Consider the following 20,756-nt stretch of genomic DNA (forward strand, 5'->3'; position numbering starts at 1 on the left):
GGTGGAGGGAATGTCAAAAAGGCTACCATGGTTACCATTGCTTACGCCTCATCACGGCGCACTTTCTGGCCACGTTCATGCTCAAGCGCATCCACATCGAACACCTCACCCTGGGCATGTACCTGCACGAGTTCTGCGGCTCGTGGATGGACCATCCCTTCTGGCGCGCCCAGTTTCTCCTGAAGGACCCGAAGGACCTGGCCCGCATCCGGGCCACCTCGATCCACGAGTGCTGGATCGATACCGACAAGGGGCTGGATGTGGCTGCTGGCACCGCGTCGATGTCGCGCGAAGAGGTGGACGCGCAGATCGAGACCGACTTCAGCCGCCTGGAGGAACTACCTCCCGTCAAGGTCAAGCTGCCCGCACCGCCCCCGCCGCCCAGGCGCGACCGCAAACCGGCCGACATGCACACCGAGCTCACCATGGCTGCCGCCATCTGCGTCAAATCCAAGGAAGCCGTGGTCTCGATGTTCAGCGAGGCCCGCATGGGCCGCGCGGTGGACTCTGCAACGGCACAGGGCCTGGTGGAGGAAATCTCCGACTCCGTCACCCGCAACCCCGGTGCACTCATCAGCCTGGCGCGGCTGAAGACGGCCGACGACTACACCTACATGCACTCGGTGGCGGTGTGCGCGCTGATGGTGGCCCTGGCCAAGCAGCTCAAGCTCAAGGAAGACCAGCAGCGACTGGCCGGCATGGCGGGCCTGCTGCACGACCTGGGCAAGGCGGCTGTTCCGCTGACAGTGCTCAACAAGCCCGGCAAGCTCACCGACCAGGAATTCACCGTGGTGCGCAGCCACCCGGTGGAGGGCTACCACATGCTCAAGGAAGGCGGCAACGTGCCTGACGCGGTGCTGGACGCCTGCCTGCACCACCACGAAAAGGTGGACGGCTCGGGCTACCCCGACAAGCTCAAGGGCGACGGCATCAGCGTGATCGCACGCATGACGGCGATTTGCGACGTGTACGACGCCATCACCTCCGACCGGCCCTACAAGCGCGGCTGGGACCCGGCCGAGTCGCTGCGCCGCATGGCCGAGTGGACCCAGGACCATTTCGACGCGCGCATCTTCCAGGCGTTTGTCAAAAGCATCGGCATCTACCCTGTGGGCTCGCTGGTGCGGCTGACGTCGGGGCGCATCGGGGTGGTGACCGAGCAATCGCCCACCGCCCTCACGGCCCCCATGGTCAAGGTGTTTTTCTCGACCAAGTCCGACCTGCGCATCCCGCCCGAAATGGTGAACCTGGCCGCGCCGGGTTGCGCCGAGAAGATCGTCGCGCGCGAAGACCCGGACAAGTGGCGCTTTCCGGACCTGAACGAGCTATGGTCGGGCTTTACCGACAAAGTCTGGTAGTCACAGCCCATGCCCACCCTGCTCACACTGACACCCAACCCCGCGCTCGACCTGGCCACCACCACCGAGCGCGTGGCCCCCACCCACAAGCTGCGCTGCGGCCCGGTGCAGCGCTTCGCGGGCGGCGGCGGCATCAACGTGGCGCGGGTGCTGCACCGGCTGGGCGCGGATGTGCAGGCCTGGGCGCTGGCCGGTGGTGCGGCCGGGGCACAGGTGCAGCAGCTGCTGGCCGAGGAGGGCGTGGCCACGGCACTACAGCCGATTGCCGGCGACACGCGCGAGAACTTTTCGGTGGTGGAAACCGGCACGGGCGAAGAATTCCGCTTTGTGCTCCCGGGCCCCACGCTGCAGGCGGCGGAATGGCAGGCCTGCCTGGATGCGCTGACGGCGCTGCAGGCTCCGCCCCGCTGGCTCATTGCCAGCGGCAGCCTGCCGCCCGGCGTGCCCGATGACTTTTACGCCCGGCTGGCACGGGCCCTCACGGCCCGGGGCGTGCGCGTGGTCGTCGACACCTCGGGCCCGGCGCTGGCCGCCGCACTGCGGGCGGGTGTGGCGCTGGTCAAACCCAGTCTGCGCGAACTGCGGGAGGCGATGCAGCAGCCGCTGGCCCAGGCGGCCGACTGGTGCCAGGCCGCCCAGTCGCTGGTGCACAGCGGCGCCGCAGGGATTGTGGCTTTGTCCGTGGGCGAGCAAGGCGCCGTGCTGGCCACGCGCGAGGGCGTGTGGCAGGCGCCCGCCCTGAACGTGCCCGCCACCACCGGCACCACGGGCGCGGGCGACTGCTTTCTGGCAGCGCTGGTGTGGGCGCTGGACCGGGGCGATGCACCTGCCGAGGCGCTGCGCTGGGGCGTGGCGGCCGGCGCCGCGGCGTTGCTGCACCCGGGCACCACCCTGGCCCAGGCCGATGATGTGCAGCGGCTGGTGCACAGCGTGCCCGCGCCCGTGGCCTTCACAACCCAGCCATAGCCGCCCAGGGGGCGCACAGCCCCGTGGGACAATCGCGCCTTCCGCAATTTTTACCTTGGCACGGGCCCGTTCGGCCCTCAAGCACGATGACTGATTTTTCCCCCGGCGCAGCCAGCGCGCCCCACGCTCCCCGCGTGTTCACCCTCAGCGACTTCGACTTTTCGCTGCCCCCCGAACTCATTGCCCAGCACCCCGCGCCCGAGCGCAGCGCCTCGCGCCTGCTGGATGGCAGAGCGATGCAGCCCGTAGACCGCATCTTTCGCGAGCTGCCCGGCCTGCTGCGCGAGGGCGACCTGCTCGTCTTCAACGACACGCGCGTGGTCAAGGCGCGCATCTTTGGCGAGAAGGCCAGCGGCGGCAAGCTGGAGCTGCTGATCGAGCGCGTGCTGCCCGCCGAGGCGGGCAACCCGGGCAACGAAGTCGTGGCCCACATGAAGGTCAGCAAGAAGCCCCTGCCCGGCAGCGTGGTGCACATGGCCGGAGGCCGCCAGGCGGGCGGCTTTGACGCGCAGCTGCTGGGCCGCTGGCCCACCGGGGACGGCCCGCTGTTCCGCTTTGCGCTGCACGGCCCGGCGGCCGAATCGCCCTGGGAGCTGATGGACCGCCACGGCCACCTGCCGCTGCCGCCCTACATCGAGCGCAACCAGAACACCGCCCACGACCCGGACGAGGCCGAGGACAGCCAGCGCTACCAGACCGTGTTTGCCCGCAACCCCGGCGCCGTGGCCGCGCCCACGGCCGCGCTGCACTTTGACGAAGGCGTGCTGGCCGACCTGGCCGAGCGCGGCATCGAGCGTGCCAGCGTCACGCTGCATGTGGGCGCAGGCACCTTCCAGCCCTGCAAGACCGAAAACCTGGCCGAGCACCAGATGCACAGCGAGTGGTACGAGATTCCGCTGGCCACGCTGGCCGCGCTGGAGCGCTGCCGCCAGCGCGGCGGGCGCGTGGTGGCCGTGGGCACGACCACAGTGCGCACGCTCGAATCGTGGGCCCGCTCCGGCCTCACCTCGGGCGACACCAACATCTTCATCACGCCGGGCTTTGCGTTCCAGGTGGTGGATGTGCTGATCACCAACTTCCACCTGCCCAAGAGCACGCTAATGATGCTGGTGAGCGCGTTTGCGGGGTATGCCCACATCATGGGCCTGTACCGGCATGCGATTGCGCAGCAGTACCGGTTCTTCAGCTACGGCGACGCGATGCTGCTGGAGCGTGCGCCGCCGGTGCCTGCCGCCTGAAAATACGAGTCAAATCAGGCTCTGGCGCTTAATGGATAAGCGCCAGCAGCTATTTTTTTGATACCAAACGGGTGCGATCAGTACGCCACCGCGTGCCCGTCCTTGCGCGGGTCGGAACCGGCGATGTAGGTGTTGCCATTCCTGAGCACCAGCTGCGCGCCACCAAAGGCAAACACGCCGTTGCCCTCTTCCACCGTCACCTCGTGCCCGCGCGCGCGCAGCGCGGCCACCACGGCGGGGTCGAACCCCAGCTCTACCGACACACCCTTGCCGCCGGTGATGCGCCAGCGCGGGGCATCGACAGCGGCCTGCGGGTTCTGGCCGTAGCGCAGCACGCGCAGCGCCATCTGCGTGTGGCCCTGGCTTTGCATGGGGCCGCCCATCACGCCGAAGGCCATCTGGGGCGTGCCGTCGGCATGCATGGCAAAGGCCGGAATGATGGTGTGCGAGGGGCGCTTGCCCGGCGCCACCTGGTTGGCGTGGCCCGGCACCAGATTGAAGTTGTGGCCGCGGTTCTGCAGGCTGATGCCGGTACCCGGCACCACCACGCCCGAACCAAAGCCCATGTAGTTGGACTGGATGAACGAAATCATCATGCCCTGGCTGTCTGCCGCCGCCAGGTACACGGTGCCGCCGGGGCGCGGGGCGCCGTGGCCGGGATCGCCCGCGCGCTCGGGGTCGATGAGGGCGGCGCGACCTTTCAGGTAGTCGGGGTGCAGCAGCTCGGCGGGCGTGACGTGCATGGCGTCGATGTCGGCGTTGTACTGGTGCAGGTCGGCAAATGCGAGCTTCATGGCCTCGATGCTGGCGTGCACGGTCTCGATATCGTCCACGGGGTGCTGGCCCACGCCATGGGCGTCGAGCATGCCCAGCGCCATCAGTGCGGCGATGCCCTGGCCGTTGGGCGGAATTTCATGGATCACGGAATCGCCAAAGCGCTGGCTGATCGTGCCCACCCAGTCGGCCTGGTGCGCGGCCAGGTCGGCCAGCGTCATGGCGCCGCCGTTGGCCTGCGAATGCGCGGCGATGCGCTCGGCGATCACGCCCCGGTAGAAGGCCTCGCCCTCGGTTTCGGCAATGAGCTCCAGCGTGCGCGCATGGGCCTCGCTGCGAAAAATCTCCCCCGCCACCGGCGTGCGGCCGCCGGGCATGAAGCACTCGGCAAAGCCCGGTTGCGCCCCCAGCTTGGCCGCACCCAGCGCCCACAGTTTGGCAATGGTGGGCGACACGGGAAACCCGTTGCGCGCGTAGTCGATGGCGGGCTGCGCCAGCTGTGCAAACGGCAGCTTGCCCAGTCGCCTGGAAAGCGCCACCCAGGCGGACACGGCGCCGGGCACGGTGACGGCGTTCCAGCCCGTCTCAGGGATGCCGCCCAGCTTCTCGAAATACTCCGGCGTCCACGCCGCAGGCGAGCGGCCCGAGGCATTGAGGCCGTGCAGCTCCTTGCCGTCCCACACGATGGCAAACCCGTCGCTGCCCAGGCCACAGCCCGTGGGCTCCACCACCGTGAGCGCCATGGCGGCGGCAATCGCGGCGTCCACCGCATTGCCCCCGGCGAGCAGCATGCGCAGCCCCGCCTGCGCGGCCAACGGCTGCGAGGTGGAAACCACATTGCGCCCCATGACCGCGCTGCGGTGGGAGGCATAGGGAAGGGACCAGTCGAGAGATGGGGTGTTCATAGCGTTCTGACTCTGTTGCCCCGCACAGGGCGGGCTGCATGAAACTGGCGCGGCGCAAAGCGGGGACGCCGAGGAAGGGCCGCCCCGCACCGAGGGCGTCGTCACCCTGGGGGGAAGTCGCCAAAGGCGACTCAGGGGGATGTCACTCCACCACTATTTTGTGTTGCCGAATCACAGCCGCCCAGCGGTTGCTGTCGGACTGCACCATGGCGCCAAACTGTGCCGGGGTGCTGGGCGCTGCGGGTTCCACACCCAGCTTGGCCAGGCTCTCGGCCACCTCGGGCGCCTGCACGGCCTTGGCAAAGGCCTTGTGCACCTTGTCGACCAGCGCCGCCGGCGCGCCTGCAGGCAGGTACACACCAAACCAGGTCACCGACGAATAGCCGGGCAGGCCGGATTCGGCCAGCGTGGGCAGCTCGGGCGCGAGGGCGCTGCGCTTTTCGCTGGTGACAGCGATGGCGCGCAGGCGGCCCGCCTTGGCGTGGGGCATGCCGGTGGGCAGCGAATCAAACAGCACATGGGTCTGCCCGGCGATCAGGTCGGGGATGGCCAGGGCCGTGCCCTTGTAGGGGATGTGCGTCATCTCCACACCCGCCTGGGCGCTGAAGGCCGCCGTGTTCAGGTGCACGATGGTGCCGTTGCCGCTGGTGGCGTAGTTGAGCTTGCCGGGGTTGGCCTTGCCGTAGGCGATCAGCTCGGCCACGGTCTTGACGGGCAACGAGTTGGTGACCAGCACCACGCTGGGCGCGTCGGCCACATGGGCCACCGGCACAAAGTCCTTGCGCGGGTCGTACGCCAGCTTGGGCATGAGGTGGGGCGAAATCGCGTGCGTGCTGCTGGTAGTCAGCAGCAGGGTGTAGCCGTCAGGCGCTGCCTTGGCGGCTTCGGCCGTGCCGATGGTGCCGCCCGCGCCGGGCTTGTTGTCCACCACCATCTGCTGGCCCAGGTCAGTGGCCACACGCTGGGTGACCACGCGGGCCACCAGGTCGGTGGCGCCACTGGCCGGAAACGGCACGATCACGCGCACGGGCCGGTCAGGCCACGCCGCAGCCTGTGCATGCGCGGTGGAAACAGATGCCAGCAGGCCGGCCAGGCCCAGCACGCCAAGACTCCAGGAAACAAGACGCATACAAAGCACTCCAGAACAGGACGACGACCGTCGGAAAAAAGGAAGCGCAGGCCCTGACCCCAGTTTGCAGGCACCGCCCGCGCGCTGCGGAACGGGCCCATCTTAGGAAGCTCTGCCTTGCTTTACCACCAGCAAATCAGCAAGCAGCTTTGCCATTGCGGCAAACCGGCGGATACTCGGCGGCGCCAGGACCGCCATGACAAACCCACCCACGCCCCCACCGCCACGCGCGCACCTGCTGCAAGACACCACCCTGCGCTATTTTCTGGAAGTGGCGCAGAGCGGATCGCTCACCGAGGCATCCGCCCGCCTGCACGTGGCCGCGTCTGCGCTGAGCCGCCAGATCGCCGGGCTGGAGGCCCAGCTGGGCACGCCGCTGTTCGAGCGCCACCCGCGCGGCATGGTGCTGACGGCGGCGGGGGAGATTCTGGCCGTGCACGCCCGCCGCACAGTGCTCGACGCCGAGCGCGCCCTGGGCGAGATCGGCGCGCTGCAGGGCCTGCGCGCCGGGCAGGTGCGCCTGGCCACGTCTGATGCCTTTGCCAACGAGCTGGTGCCACGCCTGTGCGTGGAGTTTCAGCGCACGCACGCGGGCATCGAGTTCAGCGTCATCGCGCTGCCCACGGCCCAGGTGCCCGACGCCGTGCGCAGCGGCGCGGCCGACATTGGCCTGTGCTTCAGCCGCGCGCCGCACAAGGACATCGCGGTGGCCTACCGCCAGAGCGCCCCCGTGCTGGCGCTGGTGCTGCCCGGCCACCCGCTCGCAACCCAAGGCAGCGTCACCATCGCCGAGCTGACGCGCTACCCGCTGGCGCTGCCACCGGCAGAGACCACTGTGCGCCAGATGATCGACATCGTGTGCAGCCGCCTGGGGCTGCAGCTGGCGCCGGTGCTGATCAGCAACCATGCGAAGACGGTCATCCACTTTGTGCTGCACGGCGGCGGCGTGTCGGTGGCCAGCGAGATCGCCGTGCGCCACCTGGTTGCAGAGGGCGCCATCGTGGCCCTGCCCATCAGCGACCAGGGCATGGATTTTCGCGATGTGGAGGTGCAGACGCTGGCCGGGCGCAGCCTGCCGGTGGCCGTGCAGGCGTTTCTGGAGCTGCTCAGGGAGCGGCTGCCAGGCAGCGTCGGGCCCCATTGAGTCGGGATCAATCCACGTCAAACCGTTCACGCTCGCTTGTCGAAGCGCCGCGAAAGGCTTCGACTAGCTCAGCCCGAACGGGGGTGGTTCAGTTCAAAGATGCCGACCCCATGCGGCACTGAGCCCCCCTCCTGCTGTTGGCGAAAATCCCGCGCCTTGCCAAAGTGCCCGTTGCCAATGAAAGGCACCGGCGGGCGCAGCGCCGACAGCGGCGAGGGGTGGTTGGACATGAGCACGAGGTGCCCCTTGTCCTGCGGGATCAGCGCACGCTTGCCCTGCGCGTGCGCCCCCCACAGCATGAACACCACCGGGCGCGGGCCCTCGGCCACATGGCGGATGACGGCGTCGGTGAGCTGCTCCCAGCCCTTGCCCGCGTGGCTGGCGGGCTGGCCCTCTTCCACCGTGAGGCCGGTGTTGAGCAGCAGCACGCCGTTTTGGGCCCATGTCACCAGGCTGCCGCCGGGCTCGGGAAAGGGCGGAAACGGCGTACCCAGGTCGCGCTGCATTTCCTTGAAAATGTTGCGCAGCGAGGGAGGCAGCTGCACGCCGGGCGCCACCGAGAACGCCAGCCCCTCGGCCTGCCCGCGGCCGTGGTATGGGTCCTGCCCCAGGATGACCACGCGCACCGCGTCGGGCGGTGTGAGACTCAGCGCGCGCAGGGGCTGCGGCGGGAAGATCACAGCCCCCGCGTGCAGCCGCGCCTGCAGGAACGCGAGCAGCGCCTGCCCCCGGTCCCCGGCAAAGAACGCATCCACCAACGCTTGCCAGCCCGTCGCCACCGGCCAGTCGGCCGGGTTGGCACTCTGGAGCTGGGTGGCAGTCTGCCAATCTGAATTTATGGTCAAAACAGGCTCCAGCGCTTACCCATCAAGCGCAAACAGCTATCAAAACAGGAGTGTTCAACCTGTCTCACCGAAGAGCTTGGCCAGTGCCTGGCCGGGATCGTCGGCGCGCATGAAGGCTTCGCCCACCAGGAAGGCATGCACGCCGGCGTCGCGCATGGTCTTCACATCGGCGGGCTTCAAGATGCCGGACTCGGTGACCAGCAAGCGATCCTGCGGCACGTCTTTCAACATGCCGAGCGTGGTGTCCAGCGTGACCTCGAACGTGCGCAGGTTGCGGTTGTTGATGCCGACCAGCGGGGTCTTGAGCTTGAGGGCGCGCTCCAGCTCGGGCCGATCGTGCACCTCCACCAGCACCGCCATGTCCAGGCTGCGGGCAATGGCTTCAAACTCGGCCATCTGGGCATCGTCCAGGCAGGCGGCAATCAGCAGGATGGCATCGGCACCCATGGCGCGCGACTCATAAATTTGATACGCGTCGACCATGAAATCCTTGCGCAGCACCGGCAGCAGGGTGCTCGCGCGGGCCTGCTTCAGGTAGTCGGGCTGGCCCTCAAAGAACTGGCGGTCGGTCAGCACCGACAGGCAGGCCGCGCTCACCTTCCCATCGCCTTCCATATAGCTCTGCGCAATGTCAGCGGGCTCGAAGTCGGCGCGCAGCACGCCCTTGGAGGGGCTGGCCTTCTTGATCTCGGCAATCACCGCCGCCTGGCCCTTGGCGATCTTGGCGCGCAGCGCGCCTTCAAAGTCGCGCGTGAGCACACGGCTCTCGGCGTCGGCGCGCATGGCTTCAAAGGACAGGCGCTTTTTGGCGGCGGCCACTTCTTCGTGCTTGACGGCCACGATCTTATTCAGGATGTCACTCATGGCGATTTATTGGAGAGTTTGGAGATGTGGAAGTGAAGACGCCACCAGAACCAAATTTGAATCCCGTTAAAGATAAAAAATTGGACCACCTGCCAGGCAAACACGGGATCACGAAACGACTGATGGTTGATGACCAATGGGAATAGATACCACGAGGCCCAATAGAGTGCCTGCGACGCCAGCAAGACCACCATTCCGAGTGGCACGCTCAATGGGATCAGTCGAAGAAGTAGATCACGCCCCGATGCTCCTCCATTGGCTTTGAATACCTCATGCAAACCGATCCAGAGCACGGCTAGCGCAGCCAATACGTCGTACAGTAAAAACCAGCCCAGCTGCAGACCAGCCCAGGCTGCATGGTAGTAATAAAAGAGCCAAATCACTGACGAGACAAGCCAGTAGCGCATCTCATCGTGTGCAGTAACGCTGCCGATCCTAAGCGCCTCCCTAGTGTGTCGAGCCGAAAAGGGGTGAAAACTCATGGCCTGCCTTTGACGATTGACCTCAGACGGGATAAACAAACTGACGGAGGCAAAACGGACTGACTTGACATCACACCGCCAGCACATGCGAGCGTGTAACCATCTGCTCCAGCTTGTCCAGCGCCGCACCGGAGGCGATGGCGGCACGCGCCTTCTCGAGCCCTGCGGGCACCGAATCGGCCACATTGGCCGCATACAGCGCCACGCCGGCGTTCAGGCAAACGATGTCCTGCGCGGCGCCGGGCTCACCCTTGAGCACGCCGATCAGCATCTCGCGCGACTGCTCGGGCGTTTCGACCTTGAGCGCACGGTTGCTGGCCATCGGCAGGCCGAAGTCCTCGGGGTGGATTTCGTACTCGGTGATCTGGCCGTTCTTCAGCTCGCCCACCAGGGTGGCGGCACCCAGGCTCACTTCGTCCATGCCGTCGCGGCCGTAGACCACCAAGGCATGCTCGGCGCCCAGGCGCTGCAGCGCGCGCACCTGGATGCCGACGAGGTCGGGGTGGAACACGCCCATCAGGATGTTGGGTGCCCCGGCCGGGTTGGTCAGCGGGCCCAGGATGTTGAAGATGGTGCGCACGCCCAGCTCCTTGCGCACCGGCGCCACGTTCTTCATGGCCGGGTGGTGGTTGGGCGCAAACATGAAGCCGATGCCGACTTCTGCGATGCACTGGGCGATCTGCTCGGGCTTGAGGTTGATGTGGATGCCCAGGGCATCCATCACGTCGGCGCTGCCGCTTTTGCTGGATACGCCCCGGCCGCCATGTTTGCTGACCTTGGCGCCCGCTGCGGCGGCCACGAACATCGAGCAGGTGGAGATGTTGAAGGTGTTGGCGCCGTCGCCGCCCGTGCCGACGATGTCCACCAGGTGCTTGCTGTCCGGCACGTGGACCTTGGTGGAAAACTCGCGCATGACCTGGGCTGCGGCGGTGATCTCGCCGATGGTTTCCTTCTTCACGCGCAGGCCGGTGATGATGGCTGCGGTCATGACGGGCGAGAGCTCGCCGCTCATGATCATGCGCATCAGGTGCAGCATTTCGTCGTGAAAGATTTCGCGGTGCTCGATGGTGCGCTGCAGCGCTTCCTGGGGGGTGATGGACATGACGGTGTCTCCTGGGTTGGCGGTCAGGCCGCCGGTGGATCGGTAAAGGCCAGCTTGAGTCCGAAGCCGATGAACATGGCACCCGCCGCGCGGTCCAGCCAGTGCATGCCGCGCTGCAGCGCCGTGGCGCGGCGGGCCATCCACGACGCTGCCAGCGCCCAGCCCGTGTTGACGGGGATGGCGTTGACGTTGAACAGCACGCCCAGCAGCACAAAGGCCAACGCCTTGTTGTCCGCGCCCGGCGCAATGAACTGCGGCACAAAGGCCAGGAAGAAGATGGCGACCTTGGGGTTGAGCACGTTGGTCCAGAAGCCACCGAGGAACACCTTGGAGAGCGGTGTGTGTTGCACAGGGGCGGCCCGCGCCGCCGCAAGAGCAGCCGTGTTGCCGTTCTCAGCGTTGGGCTTTGCCAGCAGCATGCGCACGCCCATCCACATCAGGTACGCCGCGCCGATCCACTTGAGCACAGTGAACGCCGTGGCCGAGGTGGCCAGCAACGCGCCCACACCCACGGCCGCGGCAAAGATGTGCACAAAGCACCCGGCCGTGATGCCCAGCCCCGCCACGATGCCCGCGCGCGTGCCGGAGCGCAGCGCGTTGGTGACGATGTAGAGCACATCCGGGCCGGGCGTGAGGTTCAGCAGCCAGCCTGCGGCGATGAAGATCACCAACTGGTGGAGATCGATGAAGTTCACGCGCGCTGCTCCAGAAAGTTCTGGAGCATGGCGTGGCCGTGTTCGGTGAGGATGCTCTCGGGGTGGAACTGCACGCCTTCGATGGGCAGCGTCTTGTGGCGCACGCCCATGATTTCGCCGTCGTCGGTCCAAGCGGTCACTTCGAGCACGTCGGGGCAGGTGGCGCGCTCGATGGCCAGCGAGTGGTAACGGTTCACCGTGAACTTCTCGGGCAGGCCCGCAAACACGCCCTTTTGTGTGGTGGTGATGACGCTGGTCTTGCCGTGCATCAGCTCCTGCGCACGGATGATGTTGCCGCCGAACGCTGCGCCAATGGCCTGGTGGCCCAGGCACACGCCCAGGATGGGCAGCTTGCCCGCAAAGTGCTCAATCGCTGCCACGGAGATACCGGCCTCCGCAGGTGAGCAAGGGCCGGGCGAGATGACCAGGCGGTCGAGCTGACCAGCGTTCAGGCGCGCCTCGATCTCGGCCACGGTGATCTCGTCGTTGCGGAACACCTCGACCTCGGCGCCCAGTTCACCAAAGTACTGAACGATGTTGTAGGTGAAGCTGTCGTAGTTGTCGACCATCAAGAGTTTGGTTGTCATGCGGCGCTCCCGGCAGTGGCGGGCTCGCGCAGGCGGGCGAACTCGCGGTGTTCATAGGCAATGCAGGCTTCCATGAGGCTGCGGTAGATGGCTTCGATCACGTTGGCATCGCCACCTTCGGCCTGGGCGCGTTCGCGCACGCGGGCCACGATGGCCTCAATGCGCGCTTCATCGCGCACCTGTTCCACGCCTTGCTTGATGCGCGCGGCCTGGGTCATGTAGCCCACGCGCTCTACCAGCAGGGGCACCAGCACGTCGTCCAGCGCATCCACTTCGCGGCGCACGTCCTGCATCGTGGCGCAGTGTTTGGTTCGGGAAATGGCGCGGGTCATTCCAGTCCCTCCTCGACCAGTTCGGCGGCGCGCAGCAGCGCGCGGGCCTTGTGCTCGGTTTCCTTCCATTCCAGCTCGGGCACCGAATCGGCCACCACGCCCGCAGCGGCCTGCACATAGAGCGTGCCGTTCTTGATGATGCCGGTGCGGATGGCGATGGCCACATCCATGTCGCCCGCGTAGCTGAGATACCCGCAGGCGCCGCCGTACAGGCCGCGCTTGGTGGGCTCGAGCTGGTCAATGAGTTCCATGGCGTGCACCTTGGGCGCGCCGGTCAGGGTGCCGGCCGGGAAGGTGGCCTTGAGCACGTCCATGCTGGTCATGCCATCGTTGAGGATGCCTTCCACGTTGCTCACGATGTGCATCACGTGGCTGTAGCGCTCCACCGCAAAGGCCTCGGTCACCTTCACCGTGCCGGTTTTCGCAATGCGGCCGATGTCGTTGCGCGCCAGGTCGATCAGCATCACATGCTCGGCGCGTTCCTTGGGGTCGTTGATGAGCTCGACCTCGGTGGCCTTGTCCTTCTCGGGCGTGGCGCCGCGCGGGCGGGTGCCGGCCAGGGGGCGGATGGTGACCTTGGTGCCTTCTTCGGTCTTTTCCTGGCGTACCAGAATTTCGGGGCTGGCGCCCACCACGTGGAAGTCGCCAAAGTCGTAGAAGTACATGTACGGCGACGGGTTCAGCGAACGCAGCGCGCGGTACAGCGACAGGGGCGACTCGGTATAGCGCTTGTGGATGCGCTGGCCCACCTGCACCTGCATGAAGTCACCCGCGGCGATCAGCTCCTTGGCGCGATTGACGGCGGCGAGGTAATCGGCCTTGGCAAAGTCGCGCTGGGCGGGGTGGCTTTCGGTGGCCTTGACCACCGGGGCGCTCACCGAATACTTGAGCTGCTCTTTCAGTTCGCGCAGGCGCTTCTTGGCCTTGGCATACGCCTCGGGCTGGGCCGGGTCGGCGTAGACAATGAGGTAGAGCTTGCCCGAAAGGTTGTCGATGACGGCCAGCTCCTCGCACTGCAGCAGCAGGATGTCGGGGCAGCCCAGGGTGTCGGGCGGGCAGGTGGTCTCCAGCTTCTTTTCGATGTAGCGCACTGCGTCGTAGCCGAAGTAACCCGCCAGGCCACCGCAAAAGCGCGGCAGACCGGGGCGCAGGGCCACCTTGAAGCGTTTCTGGTAGGCATCAATGAAGTCGAGCGGGTTGCCCTCGGCAGTCTCCACCACCCGGCCATCGGTTACCACTTCGGTCTTGGCCTCTGCGCCAAAACCGCTGGCGCGCAGCAGGGTGCGTGCGGGCAGGCCAATGAAGCTGTAGCGCCCGAAGCGCTCGCCGCCCACCACGGATTCGAGCAGAAAGCTGTGCTTGCCGCCGTCCTTGGTGTGCGCCAGCTTCAGGTAGAGCGAGAGGGGGGTTTCCAGGTCCGCAAAGGCCTCGGCCATGAGCGGAATACGGTTGTAGCCTTCGCTGGCCAGGCTTTTGAATTCAAGTTCTGTGATCACGGGGAGGGCTCCCAGCAGTCGCAGCGCGTGTCCCTCTGTGCAGGAAAAAAGGGGCGCTGCGGTCCATTTGATCGGCCTCACCGCATCGGGGTGGAGGCCACGGGTGCACGCTGGGGCGGTTGCCCAGGTGCCATCAGGCGTTCAATGCGGCAGGCTGGCGCCAGGGCCAGGCTCCCCGGTCGCTGCAACCTGTGATGAACACGTGGTGAATGAACATGGGGCAAAGTGTAGCAAAGCTTTCTTGCAACCATGGTTTGATGTCGCTCAAACGGGCGGCGCACAACCCATCGAAAACCCTGTTGTGGAGATTCGCGAGCGCTGCAACAATTTGAAACGAACGACCGGTCTTTTTTTAGGAGCCGCGCATGAAATTCCTGTCCCGATGCGCCTTGCTGGCTGCTTCCTGCACCCTCGCAGCCGCCGCCATGGCCCAGCCCATCACTGTGGCCGATGTGAAGTACGACGAAACCACCAGTGTCGGGGGCAGCACCTTGCAGCTCAACGGCGCAGGGGTTCGTTACAAAGCCGTGTTCAGGGTGTACACCGCCGGGCTCTATCTGGAGAAGAAAACAGAGACTGCGCGGGACGTTGCAGCCCTCAAAGGGCCCAAGCGCCTGAGCATCACGATGCTGCGCGAAATCGACTCGACCGAACTGGGCAAGCTGTTCTCTCGCGGGATGGAAGACAACATGGACCGCGCCGCGTTCTCCAAGCTGATCCCGGGCGTGTTGCGCATGAGCCAGATCTTCTCGGATCACAAGAAATTGCAGGCAGGAGACCAGTTCATGATCGACTGGATCCCGGGCACTGGCACGGTGATCACCGTGAAAGGCAAACCGCAGGGCGAGCCCTTCAAGGAGCCAGAATTCTTCAATGCGTTGATGGGCATCTGGCTGGGCAACGCTCCGGCAGACTGGAAGCTCAAGGATGCATTGCTGGGCAAAACCCCCGGCTGAGCACGCCGCTACGGAAAAACCCGCCCCCCGCAACCTGCAGGCTGTCACCCTTCCGACAGTCGACGCACTTCGGGGGGCGTAATCTGCACACCAAGGTTTCCGCCGCCCCGCAGGCCACTTTGCACCACCCCCGCGAGTGGCCATTGCGTCCAGCCACCCGCGTGCCATTCCCGGTGCAACCCCCTCAGCGCTCCCGCCCCCGACCCTTTTCGCGCCAGCCACCACCATGAAACTCAGCAACTTTTCCGTCGGCATGCGCCTGGGCGCATCGTTTGGCGCCATCCTGCTCATTACCGCGCTGATCGCCGCGACCGGCATGTGGCGCATCGCCAGCCTGCAGGCGGCCAGCGAAAGGGTCGCCACCCAGGAGATCGAGCAGCAGACGCTGGTGGAAGACTGGGCCTCCGACATTCGCCTGAACTGGGTGCGCACCGAAGCGTTCCTCAAGGCGATTGACCGGGACTATATGGACAAGCTCACGGCCGACACGCAGGCCACGGCCAGCGGCATCGAAGCCAAGGTCAAGCGCATCGACGCCCTGGTGCAAGGCGACAAGAACCGCGCACAGCTGGCCACCATTGCCGCAGCCAGCAAGGCCTACACCGAGAAACTTGCCGAAATCCGCGAACTGCATCGGGGCGGTGAGCCCAACGTCCCTGCCTTGGTAGACAAGGACCTGCGCCCACTGGCCGATGCTTACCTGAAATCCCTGGACAACCTGCGCACCGCCATGGGCACCGAGCTGGCCGACAGCCAGGCCGACACCAGCACCCTGGCCAAGGCCAGCCAGGTGCTGCTGGGCGTGGGCACGCTGATTGCCGTGGCACTGGGCGCCCTGCTGGCATTCACCGTGACGCGCTCCATCGTGCAACCCGTGCAAAGGGGCAAGCAGGCGGCAGAAAACATTGCAGACGGTGACCTGACCCATCCGATTGACGCCAGTGGCAACGACGAGACCGCGCAACTGCTGCAGGCGCTGGCCACCATGCAGTCGCGGCTGTCCACCATCGTGGGCAATGTGCGCCACAACGCCGAGGGCGTGGCCACCGCCAGCGTCGAGATCGCCACGGGCAACAACGACCTGTCGGCCCGCACAGAGCAGCAAGCTTCCGCGCTGCAGCAGACGGCCGCCTCCATGGAGCAGCTGGGCTCCACCGTGCGCCAGAACGCCGACAACGCGCGCACGGCCAACCAGCTGGCCATGAGCGCATCAACCGTGGCCCAGCAGGGCGGCAATGTGGTGGCCGAAGTGGTCGAGACCATGAAGGGCATCAACGACAGCAGCAAGAAGATTGCCGACATCATCAGCGTCATTGACGGCATTGCCTTCCAGACCAACATCCTGGCACTGAACGCCGCCGTGGAAGCCGCCCGGGCCGGTGAGCAGGGCCGAGGCTTTGCCGTGGTGGCCGGAGAAGTGCGCAGCCTGGCCGGGCGCAGCGCCGAGGCCGCCAAGGAAATCAAGGGACTGATCGGCACCAGCGTGGAACGCGTGGAACGCGGCACCGCCCTGGTGGACAAGGCCGGCGCCACCATGACCGAGGTGGTGGGCGCCATCCGGCGCGTGACCGACATCATGGGCGAGATCAGTGCCGCCAGCAGCGAGCAGAGCACCGGTGTGGCCCAGGTGGGCGAAGCCATCACGCAGATGGATCAGGCCACCCAGCAGAACGCGGCGCTGGTCGAAGAAAGTGCCGCCGCTGCCGACAGCCTGCGCGCACAGGCTGCGCAACTGGTGGAAGCCATGGCGGTTTTCCACACCGGCACAGGCAGCAGTGCTGCCGCCCGGTCCCGCATGCAGGATGCCTCGGCACGCAGCAGCGCGCCCGTGCCCTCTCCCCAGTCCCGACCGCTGGCATCAAACGCGGCACCACGGCAGCTCGGCAATAGCGCGGCCTGAAATCAAATAACCCCCTGTGGCGCTTCGCGCCTTCCCCCTTTCTCTCGCGCTGCGCGCGGGAAGGGGGACGCCCCCAGCGCGGCGGGGCGGCCCTTGCGCGGGGGCCGCTGGGATGGACTGCGCCCGATTCATACGCCACGGGTGATGCGACGCACCATGCCGCACCGTATGAAGACGCCTGTCCGCTGGGAGCCTCAGGCCGTTGCCGGTACGAGTTCGTGCAGCGCTTCAACCCAGCCATCCGCATCCACATCGCGGACCGGCTGGCCGTGGTTGTAGCCATACGTCACCAGCACCACGGGGCAACCGGCAGCGCGTGCGGCCTGCGCGTCGTTGCTCGAATCGCCCACCATCAGCGTGCGCGCGGGCTCGGTGCCCAAGGCCTCGCAGGTCTTGCGCAGGGGCAGCGGATCGGGCTTTTTTCGCTCAAAGGCATCCCCGCCGAAAACGCAGTCAAAAAATGAATCCAGCCCCTTGCTGCGCAGTAGCGGCACAGCAAAGGCCGTGGGCTTGTTCGTCAGGCAGGCCAGCCGCAGTCCCGAAGCGCGCAGGGCCTGGAGCCCTTCCACGACACCGGGGTAGACGCTCGCAAACTGTCCGTTGATGGCCAGGTAGTGCCGCTGGTAGCTGGGCCATGCACGGACATAAAGCGCTTCCATTTCCATAGCTTCTGGCGCTTTTCCTGCTTGCGTCAGGACGTGATTGAGCACTGAACGCAGCAGGTGTTCGGAACCCTTGCCCACCATGCGCTCGATGTGCTGCGCCGCAATAGGCGGCAACTCCAGATCGCGCAGCATGCGGTTCAGTGCCTCGGCAAAGTCACCGAGCGTGTCCACCATGGTGCCATCGAGGTCGATGATGGCGGCGTCACAAAGAGCAATGTTCATTCGACTGTGTAGAGTGCATCACACGCCCTGCGCATGACAGATGGTGACTCCAGAGTGATATCACCGGGGCCGCACCTCGACCCTCTGAGCGGCAGAGTCAGAGGAACTCCACCTGAGTGACGACGAGCACGCCTTCGAGCACCTTGCTGCCAGATACACGAACGCGGACCCCATTGCGCATGCCGAGCGATGTTCCATTGACAAAGGACACATTGGAGCCGCTGGCATCGGCCAGTTGCCCATTGACGCGGAAGTTGGATAAAGACCTGTACTGAGCCACCGGACCCGTCGCCTCATACACCACAGGGCCCCCGGTACCTGGAACATGACGGATGCGCAACCGCTCGGCCACCAACTGCCCTTGCACCATACGCCCGACCACATCCAGCTTGACGCCATTGCCGATGGAGGAGGCGGGCCCGCCAGTAATCTGCGCAGTGGCCGCATTTACCCGCACGCCTTGCAGCGTGAACAACTGTGGCGAGGTGAAATTTTCCACAATACCCTGCAACGCTACCGGTGAGTTCGTACTGTCGGGTAGAGCATGCGCGCGCCGTATTTCCGAGGCGACAAAAGCACCGCTTCCTGCTGCAGGTACACCCTGAACATAGACGGGAACGCCATCACTCAGCGCCGCTGCCGACCAACCGGAGGCAAAGTTTGCCTGCCCATACGACACTGCCATGCCGTTGAGCTGAAAGCTTTTGGTCGACCGGTTCAAGCCTTGCACCGCACCCCACAAGCGCTGGGTTGCTGCAGCAGCAACCCATTGAACCCGGGTTGCACGCATGCGTCCAGAACCTTCAGGCAGTGCATGCACCTGTACGTTCTGCGCCGGCTTGAGGGCATCCAGCCCCGAAAGTCCGGCATACAGGGTTGCATCGTCCACGGATACACGCACCCCCACCACTTCAAACCAGCCTGCGGTCGCATCCACGGCAGTCACCGGGCCGCGCAGCTCGGGCACCGAGAGCACATGCGTCGCCACACCGGACTGCAGCGTCGCGTCCATGCTGCCACGCACCATGACGGTCATTCCCAACTCAAGGCCTGCGACATCCTCAGCCACCGTCTGAGTGGCATCCGTATTGAAACGAACGCCATTGACGATGACGCTACCCCATCCACCGACCGAACCTATCCCGGCTGCATCGGCAGAAACTCCCGTTCCGCCAGAGCCAACACCACCCGAATCAGAGGGACCACTGGCAGTGCCGTCTCCAACACCGGTTCCCGCATCTCCATCAGTGCCTGCTCCGGTGCCGGTTCCTGTGCCCCCATCAGTTCCAGTTCCAGTTCCAGTTCCAGTTCCAGTTCCAGTTCCAGTTCCAGTTCCAGTTCCAGTTCCAGTTCCAGTTCCAGTTCCAGTTCCAGTTCCAGTTCCAGTTCCAGTTCCAGTTCCAGTTCCAGTTCCAGTTCCGGCTCCTGAGCCACCATCGGTGCCTGCGCCTGTACCTGTGCCTGTGTCACTTCCAGTACCTGTCCCGGCATCGGCGCCCGCTCCCCCGGGAGGCACGACAGCTGCGGGCTCACCCCCGCCCCCACAGCCGGCCAGCCCCAACATCGCGGATAACAAGATGGAATACAGCCAGACTTTCATGATCTTTCCTGTGGGTGGGCCTCGGCAGTGGGGCGCTCGGTCTTAGGAGCTGCTACCGAAATTCGCCCGTCTTCATCTTCATAATAGGTATACACACCCACCCGAATCCGGGCAGTACCCGACCCCTCGGCCTGCTCGTATGACTGAGTCATCTCCCGGACCAGCTTGTAATGCACAGCATCCCAGTGCTGCCGGGTCAACTGGTGTATCCGCTCACACTCCTGCAACGGGATTCCTGTTGCAAATACGGCTCGCTCCAACATGCGAGGCTCCCGACCAAGGGTGTTGCCTACCGCCGCCAGTAAATGATCCCTGGCATTGTCGCCCACAAAGGCCAGCATGTCGCGCAGGCTGTCCACCGGAACAAAAGAATCACCCCGAAGTTCGACCGATTCGCCTTGTAGATCGACCATGCCCAAGCGCACCAGCTCCTCCAGAACGGCCCGGTGGTGGACATCACCCCGCGCCGCCAAGCGGGCCAGCAACTCAAATGAGGGGCCATCACCGCAATCCATGATGGGCAAGCGACGGCGCTCCGGATCATCAGTGACCAGTTGCAACCACGCCGTATAGGCCTTGGTGACAGCGGAACCTTCCGTATGCGGCAAGGTATCGCGCGTTTCACGCACCCGCGCCGTGACTTCCTTGCGGTTCAGACCCGTTGTCATGGATAGCTGACTCAGGTTGGGATGCCCTACCCCCTTGGCATTCCAGAGGTGACGGGCCTCCTCTAGCAACAGCTGGCGCAGCACATCCTCTAACTGCACGTGCTTGAGCCCCATGGCCAACGCCAACCGTACCGCTGGCCGCAGTATCCGGGCAATGGCTGACTGGGTCCAGGACAAACGATCGTGCATGAAAGTTCGGAAAAGAGCGGATTGTGCGTGGTTTTACGTACGTGGCACCCCTTGTTGTTTCCATTGGACACAAAAGCAACACTGCTGCCCGAACGCCAAAATTCGAGCAATTCCGCTCATCCACCGAAAAGCGCCGTTTGTCTTTATTCGGACTACACTTCCTTGATATGTGATTTTTTCCCATGTACATTTTGCAAAACATAGGAGTGACGGGCCCATAGCCTTCACATCCCAGGAGGATTCAAATGCGGCGAAATGCTGGCTTCACACTCATCGAGTTAATGATCACCGTGGCAGTGGTCAGCATCTTGGCGGCCATTGCATACCCGTCTTATCAGGACCAGGTTCGCAAATCTCGCCGCGCGGAAGCGCAATCTTTGCTGATGGACATCGGCACCCGCCAACAACAACGGTTGCTGGATGTACGTAACTACGCTGCCTCCACAGCCGAGTTGAATGTCAGCATCCCGACGTCGGTGATCCCACATTACGCCATCACCATGGTTGCGCCTGCGAGCACCCCTCCCTCATTTACCGTCACGGCCACCCCAAAGTCTGGCCAAAGCAAAGACAAGTGCGGAGCGATGACCCTGAACAATACCGGAGCCAAGACCCCGGCCACTGGGTGTTGGTAGCAGG

21 protein-coding genes are annotated in these 20,756 nt (G+C 65.2%); 7 read left to right on the forward strand and 14 right to left on the reverse strand.

Translation table 11 applies throughout. From position 1 onward, the window contains the following. Positions 1 to 77 precede the first annotated feature (77 nt). The 3 genes from KYG_RS18980 to queA all read left to right on the forward strand — a co-directional run bounded on the left by KYG_RS18980 (position 78) and on the right by queA (position 3,562). The gene (locus KYG_RS18980; RefSeq protein ID WP_034695403.1) at positions 78 to 1,358 is read left to right on the forward strand and encodes an HD-GYP domain-containing protein; all 1,281 of its coding nucleotides are present in this window, start codon (positions 78 to 80) and stop codon (positions 1,356 to 1,358) included. A gap of 9 nt (positions 1,359 to 1,367) precedes the next feature. Then, the gene (locus KYG_RS18985) at positions 1,368 to 2,324 is read left to right on the forward strand and encodes a 1-phosphofructokinase family hexose kinase (protein ID WP_008906547.1); all 957 of its coding nucleotides are present in this window, start codon (positions 1,368 to 1,370) and stop codon (positions 2,322 to 2,324) included. An 86-nt stretch (positions 2,325 to 2,410) separates the two neighbouring features. Then, positions 2,411 to 3,562 (forward strand): tRNA preQ1(34) S-adenosylmethionine ribosyltransferase-isomerase QueA, encoded by a 1,152-nt coding sequence (gene queA / locus KYG_RS18990; RefSeq protein ID WP_008906548.1) that lies wholly within the window; start codon positions 2,411 to 2,413, stop codon positions 3,560 to 3,562. Positions 3,563 to 3,639: 77 nt separating this feature from the next. Here queA and KYG_RS18995 read toward each other — a convergent pair whose 3' ends face one another. Both KYG_RS18995 and KYG_RS19000 read right to left on the reverse strand, forming a co-directional pair. Further along, positions 3,640 to 5,241, reverse strand: a complete 1,602-nt coding sequence (locus KYG_RS18995) for a gamma-glutamyltransferase family protein (protein ID WP_034695405.1) — start codon at positions 5,239 to 5,241, stop codon at positions 3,640 to 3,642. 142 nt (positions 5,242 to 5,383) lie between these two features. Next, a complete protein-coding gene (locus tag KYG_RS19000) occupies positions 5,384 to 6,370 on the reverse strand; it encodes a tripartite tricarboxylate transporter substrate binding protein (RefSeq protein ID WP_034695406.1) in 987 nt (328 codons plus the stop codon). A gap of 196 nt (positions 6,371 to 6,566) precedes the next feature. On the opposite strand from KYG_RS19000, the gene KYG_RS19005 reads away from it, so the two are divergent. Continuing rightward, the gene (locus KYG_RS19005; protein WP_008906551.1) at positions 6,567 to 7,514 is read left to right on the forward strand and encodes a LysR family transcriptional regulator; all 948 of its coding nucleotides are present in this window, start codon (positions 6,567 to 6,569) and stop codon (positions 7,512 to 7,514) included. A 68-nt stretch (positions 7,515 to 7,582) separates the two neighbouring features. On the opposite strand, the gene KYG_RS19010 is transcribed toward KYG_RS19005, so the two are convergent. From KYG_RS19010 to trpE, 8 genes are all read right to left on the reverse strand, one after another. Then, a complete protein-coding gene (locus KYG_RS19010) occupies positions 7,583 to 8,359 on the reverse strand; it encodes a uracil-DNA glycosylase (RefSeq protein WP_008906552.1) in 777 nt (258 codons plus the stop codon). Between the two features lie 54 nt (positions 8,360 to 8,413). After that, positions 8,414 to 9,223 carry an indole-3-glycerol phosphate synthase TrpC gene (gene trpC, locus KYG_RS19015; protein ID WP_008906553.1) on the reverse strand — a complete coding sequence of 270 codons (810 nt, stop codon included), beginning with the start codon at positions 9,221 to 9,223 and terminating at the stop codon, positions 8,414 to 8,416. After that, positions 9,220 to 9,705: a hypothetical protein gene (locus KYG_RS19020; RefSeq protein WP_034695407.1), complete on the reverse strand. Its 486-nt coding sequence runs from the start codon at positions 9,703 to 9,705 to the stop codon at positions 9,220 to 9,222. Before KYG_RS19020 ends, trpC begins: the two co-directional genes overlap by 4 nt. 70 nt (positions 9,706 to 9,775) lie before the next feature. Next, the gene (gene trpD, locus KYG_RS19025) at positions 9,776 to 10,807 is read right to left on the reverse strand and encodes an anthranilate phosphoribosyltransferase (protein ID WP_008906555.1); all 1,032 of its coding nucleotides are present in this window, start codon (positions 10,805 to 10,807) and stop codon (positions 9,776 to 9,778) included. A 23-nt stretch (positions 10,808 to 10,830) separates the two neighbouring features. Then, on the reverse strand, positions 10,831 to 11,502 hold the full coding sequence (locus KYG_RS19030) for a LysE family translocator (protein WP_008906556.1): 672 nt from the start codon (positions 11,500 to 11,502) through the stop codon (positions 10,831 to 10,833). After that, on the reverse strand, positions 11,499 to 12,089 hold the full coding sequence (locus KYG_RS19035) for an aminodeoxychorismate/anthranilate synthase component II (protein ID WP_008906557.1): 591 nt from the start codon (positions 12,087 to 12,089) through the stop codon (positions 11,499 to 11,501). Before KYG_RS19035 ends, KYG_RS19030 begins: the two co-directional genes overlap by 4 nt. Then, positions 12,086 to 12,421 carry a chorismate mutase gene (locus KYG_RS19040; protein ID WP_008906558.1) on the reverse strand — a complete coding sequence of 112 codons (336 nt, stop codon included), beginning with the start codon at positions 12,419 to 12,421 and terminating at the stop codon, positions 12,086 to 12,088. The genes KYG_RS19035 and KYG_RS19040 overlap by 4 nt, the downstream gene beginning before the upstream one ends. Next, complete coding sequence (gene trpE, locus KYG_RS19045; RefSeq protein WP_008906559.1) at positions 12,418 to 13,917, reverse strand: anthranilate synthase component I; 1,500 nt, start codon at positions 13,915 to 13,917, stop codon at positions 12,418 to 12,420. The genes KYG_RS19040 and trpE overlap by 4 nt, the downstream gene beginning before the upstream one ends. 365 nt (positions 13,918 to 14,282) lie before the next feature. On the opposite strand from trpE, the gene KYG_RS19050 reads away from it, so the two are divergent. Next, positions 14,283 to 14,873: a chalcone isomerase family protein gene (locus KYG_RS19050; RefSeq protein ID WP_008906560.1), complete on the forward strand. Its 591-nt coding sequence runs from the start codon at positions 14,283 to 14,285 to the stop codon at positions 14,871 to 14,873. Positions 14,874 to 15,099: 226 nt separating this feature from the next. Next, positions 15,100 to 16,773, forward strand: coding sequence for a methyl-accepting chemotaxis protein (locus KYG_RS19055; protein ID WP_008906561.1), 1,674 nt, complete (start codon positions 15,100 to 15,102; stop codon positions 16,771 to 16,773). A gap of 194 nt (positions 16,774 to 16,967) precedes the next feature. Here the strand turns inward: KYG_RS19055 and gph are convergent, their stop codons facing one another. From gph to KYG_RS19070, 4 genes are all read right to left on the reverse strand, one after another. Next, positions 16,968 to 17,660 (reverse strand): phosphoglycolate phosphatase, encoded by a 693-nt coding sequence (gene gph, locus KYG_RS19060; RefSeq protein WP_008906562.1) that lies wholly within the window; start codon positions 17,658 to 17,660, stop codon positions 16,968 to 16,970. 97 nt (positions 17,661 to 17,757) lie between these two features. Then, on the reverse strand, positions 17,758 to 18,801 hold the full coding sequence (locus tag KYG_RS24525) for a DUF5666 domain-containing protein (RefSeq protein ID WP_255344436.1): 1,044 nt from the start codon (positions 18,799 to 18,801) through the stop codon (positions 17,758 to 17,760). Further along, positions 18,798 to 19,130 (reverse strand): hypothetical protein, encoded by a 333-nt coding sequence (locus KYG_RS24880; RefSeq protein WP_237707296.1) that lies wholly within the window; start codon positions 19,128 to 19,130, stop codon positions 18,798 to 18,800. The genes KYG_RS24525 and KYG_RS24880 overlap by 4 nt, the downstream gene beginning before the upstream one ends. Before the next feature lie 126 nt (positions 19,131 to 19,256). Further along, complete coding sequence (locus KYG_RS19070) at positions 19,257 to 20,117, reverse strand: DUF6502 family protein (protein WP_034695410.1); 861 nt, start codon at positions 20,115 to 20,117, stop codon at positions 19,257 to 19,259. Between the two features lie 245 nt (positions 20,118 to 20,362). On the opposite strand from KYG_RS19070, the gene KYG_RS25290 reads away from it, so the two are divergent. Next, positions 20,363 to 20,752, forward strand: coding sequence for a type IV pilin protein (locus tag KYG_RS25290; protein WP_008906566.1), 390 nt, complete (start codon positions 20,363 to 20,365; stop codon positions 20,750 to 20,752). Positions 20,753 to 20,756: the final 4 nt, after the last annotated feature.

Source organism: Acidovorax sp. NO-1 (assembly GCF_000238595.1).
GTDB lineage: Bacteria > Pseudomonadota > Gammaproteobacteria > Burkholderiales > Burkholderiaceae_C > Acidovorax.

Coding starts and splice junctions, on each gene's coding strand:
- KYG_RS18980 (WP_034695403.1), top strand. CDS start 78: ATGCTCAAGCGCATCCACATCGAACACCTCACCCTGGGCATGTACCTG.
- KYG_RS18985 (WP_008906547.1), top strand. CDS start 1,368: ATGCCCACCCTGCTCACACTGACACCCAACCCCGCGCTCGACCTGGCC.
- queA (WP_008906548.1), top strand. CDS start 2,411: ATGACTGATTTTTCCCCCGGCGCAGCCAGCGCGCCCCACGCTCCCCGC.
- KYG_RS18995 (WP_034695405.1), bottom strand. CDS start 5,241: ATGAACACCCCATCTCTCGACTGGTCCCTTCCCTATGCCTCCCACCGC.
- KYG_RS19000 (WP_034695406.1), bottom strand. CDS start 6,370: ATGCGTCTTGTTTCCTGGAGTCTTGGCGTGCTGGGCCTGGCCGGCCTG.
- KYG_RS19005 (WP_008906551.1), top strand. CDS start 6,567: ATGACAAACCCACCCACGCCCCCACCGCCACGCGCGCACCTGCTGCAA.
- trpC (WP_008906553.1), bottom strand. CDS start 9,223: ATGAGTGACATCCTGAATAAGATCGTGGCCGTCAAGCACGAAGAAGTG.
- KYG_RS19020 (WP_034695407.1), bottom strand. CDS start 9,705: ATGAGTTTTCACCCCTTTTCGGCTCGACACACTAGGGAGGCGCTTAGG.
- trpD (WP_008906555.1), bottom strand. CDS start 10,807: ATGTCCATCACCCCCCAGGAAGCGCTGCAGCGCACCATCGAGCACCGC.
- KYG_RS19035 (WP_008906557.1), bottom strand. CDS start 12,089: ATGACAACCAAACTCTTGATGGTCGACAACTACGACAGCTTCACCTAC.
- KYG_RS19040 (WP_008906558.1), bottom strand. CDS start 12,421: ATGACCCGCGCCATTTCCCGAACCAAACACTGCGCCACGATGCAGGAC.
- KYG_RS19050 (WP_008906560.1), top strand. CDS start 14,283: ATGAAATTCCTGTCCCGATGCGCCTTGCTGGCTGCTTCCTGCACCCTC.
- KYG_RS19055 (WP_008906561.1), top strand. CDS start 15,100: ATGAAACTCAGCAACTTTTCCGTCGGCATGCGCCTGGGCGCATCGTTT.
- gph (WP_008906562.1), bottom strand. CDS start 17,660: ATGAACATTGCTCTTTGTGACGCCGCCATCATCGACCTCGATGGCACC.
- KYG_RS19070 (WP_034695410.1), bottom strand. CDS start 20,117: ATGCACGATCGTTTGTCCTGGACCCAGTCAGCCATTGCCCGGATACTG.
- KYG_RS25290 (WP_008906566.1), top strand. CDS start 20,363: ATGCGGCGAAATGCTGGCTTCACACTCATCGAGTTAATGATCACCGTG.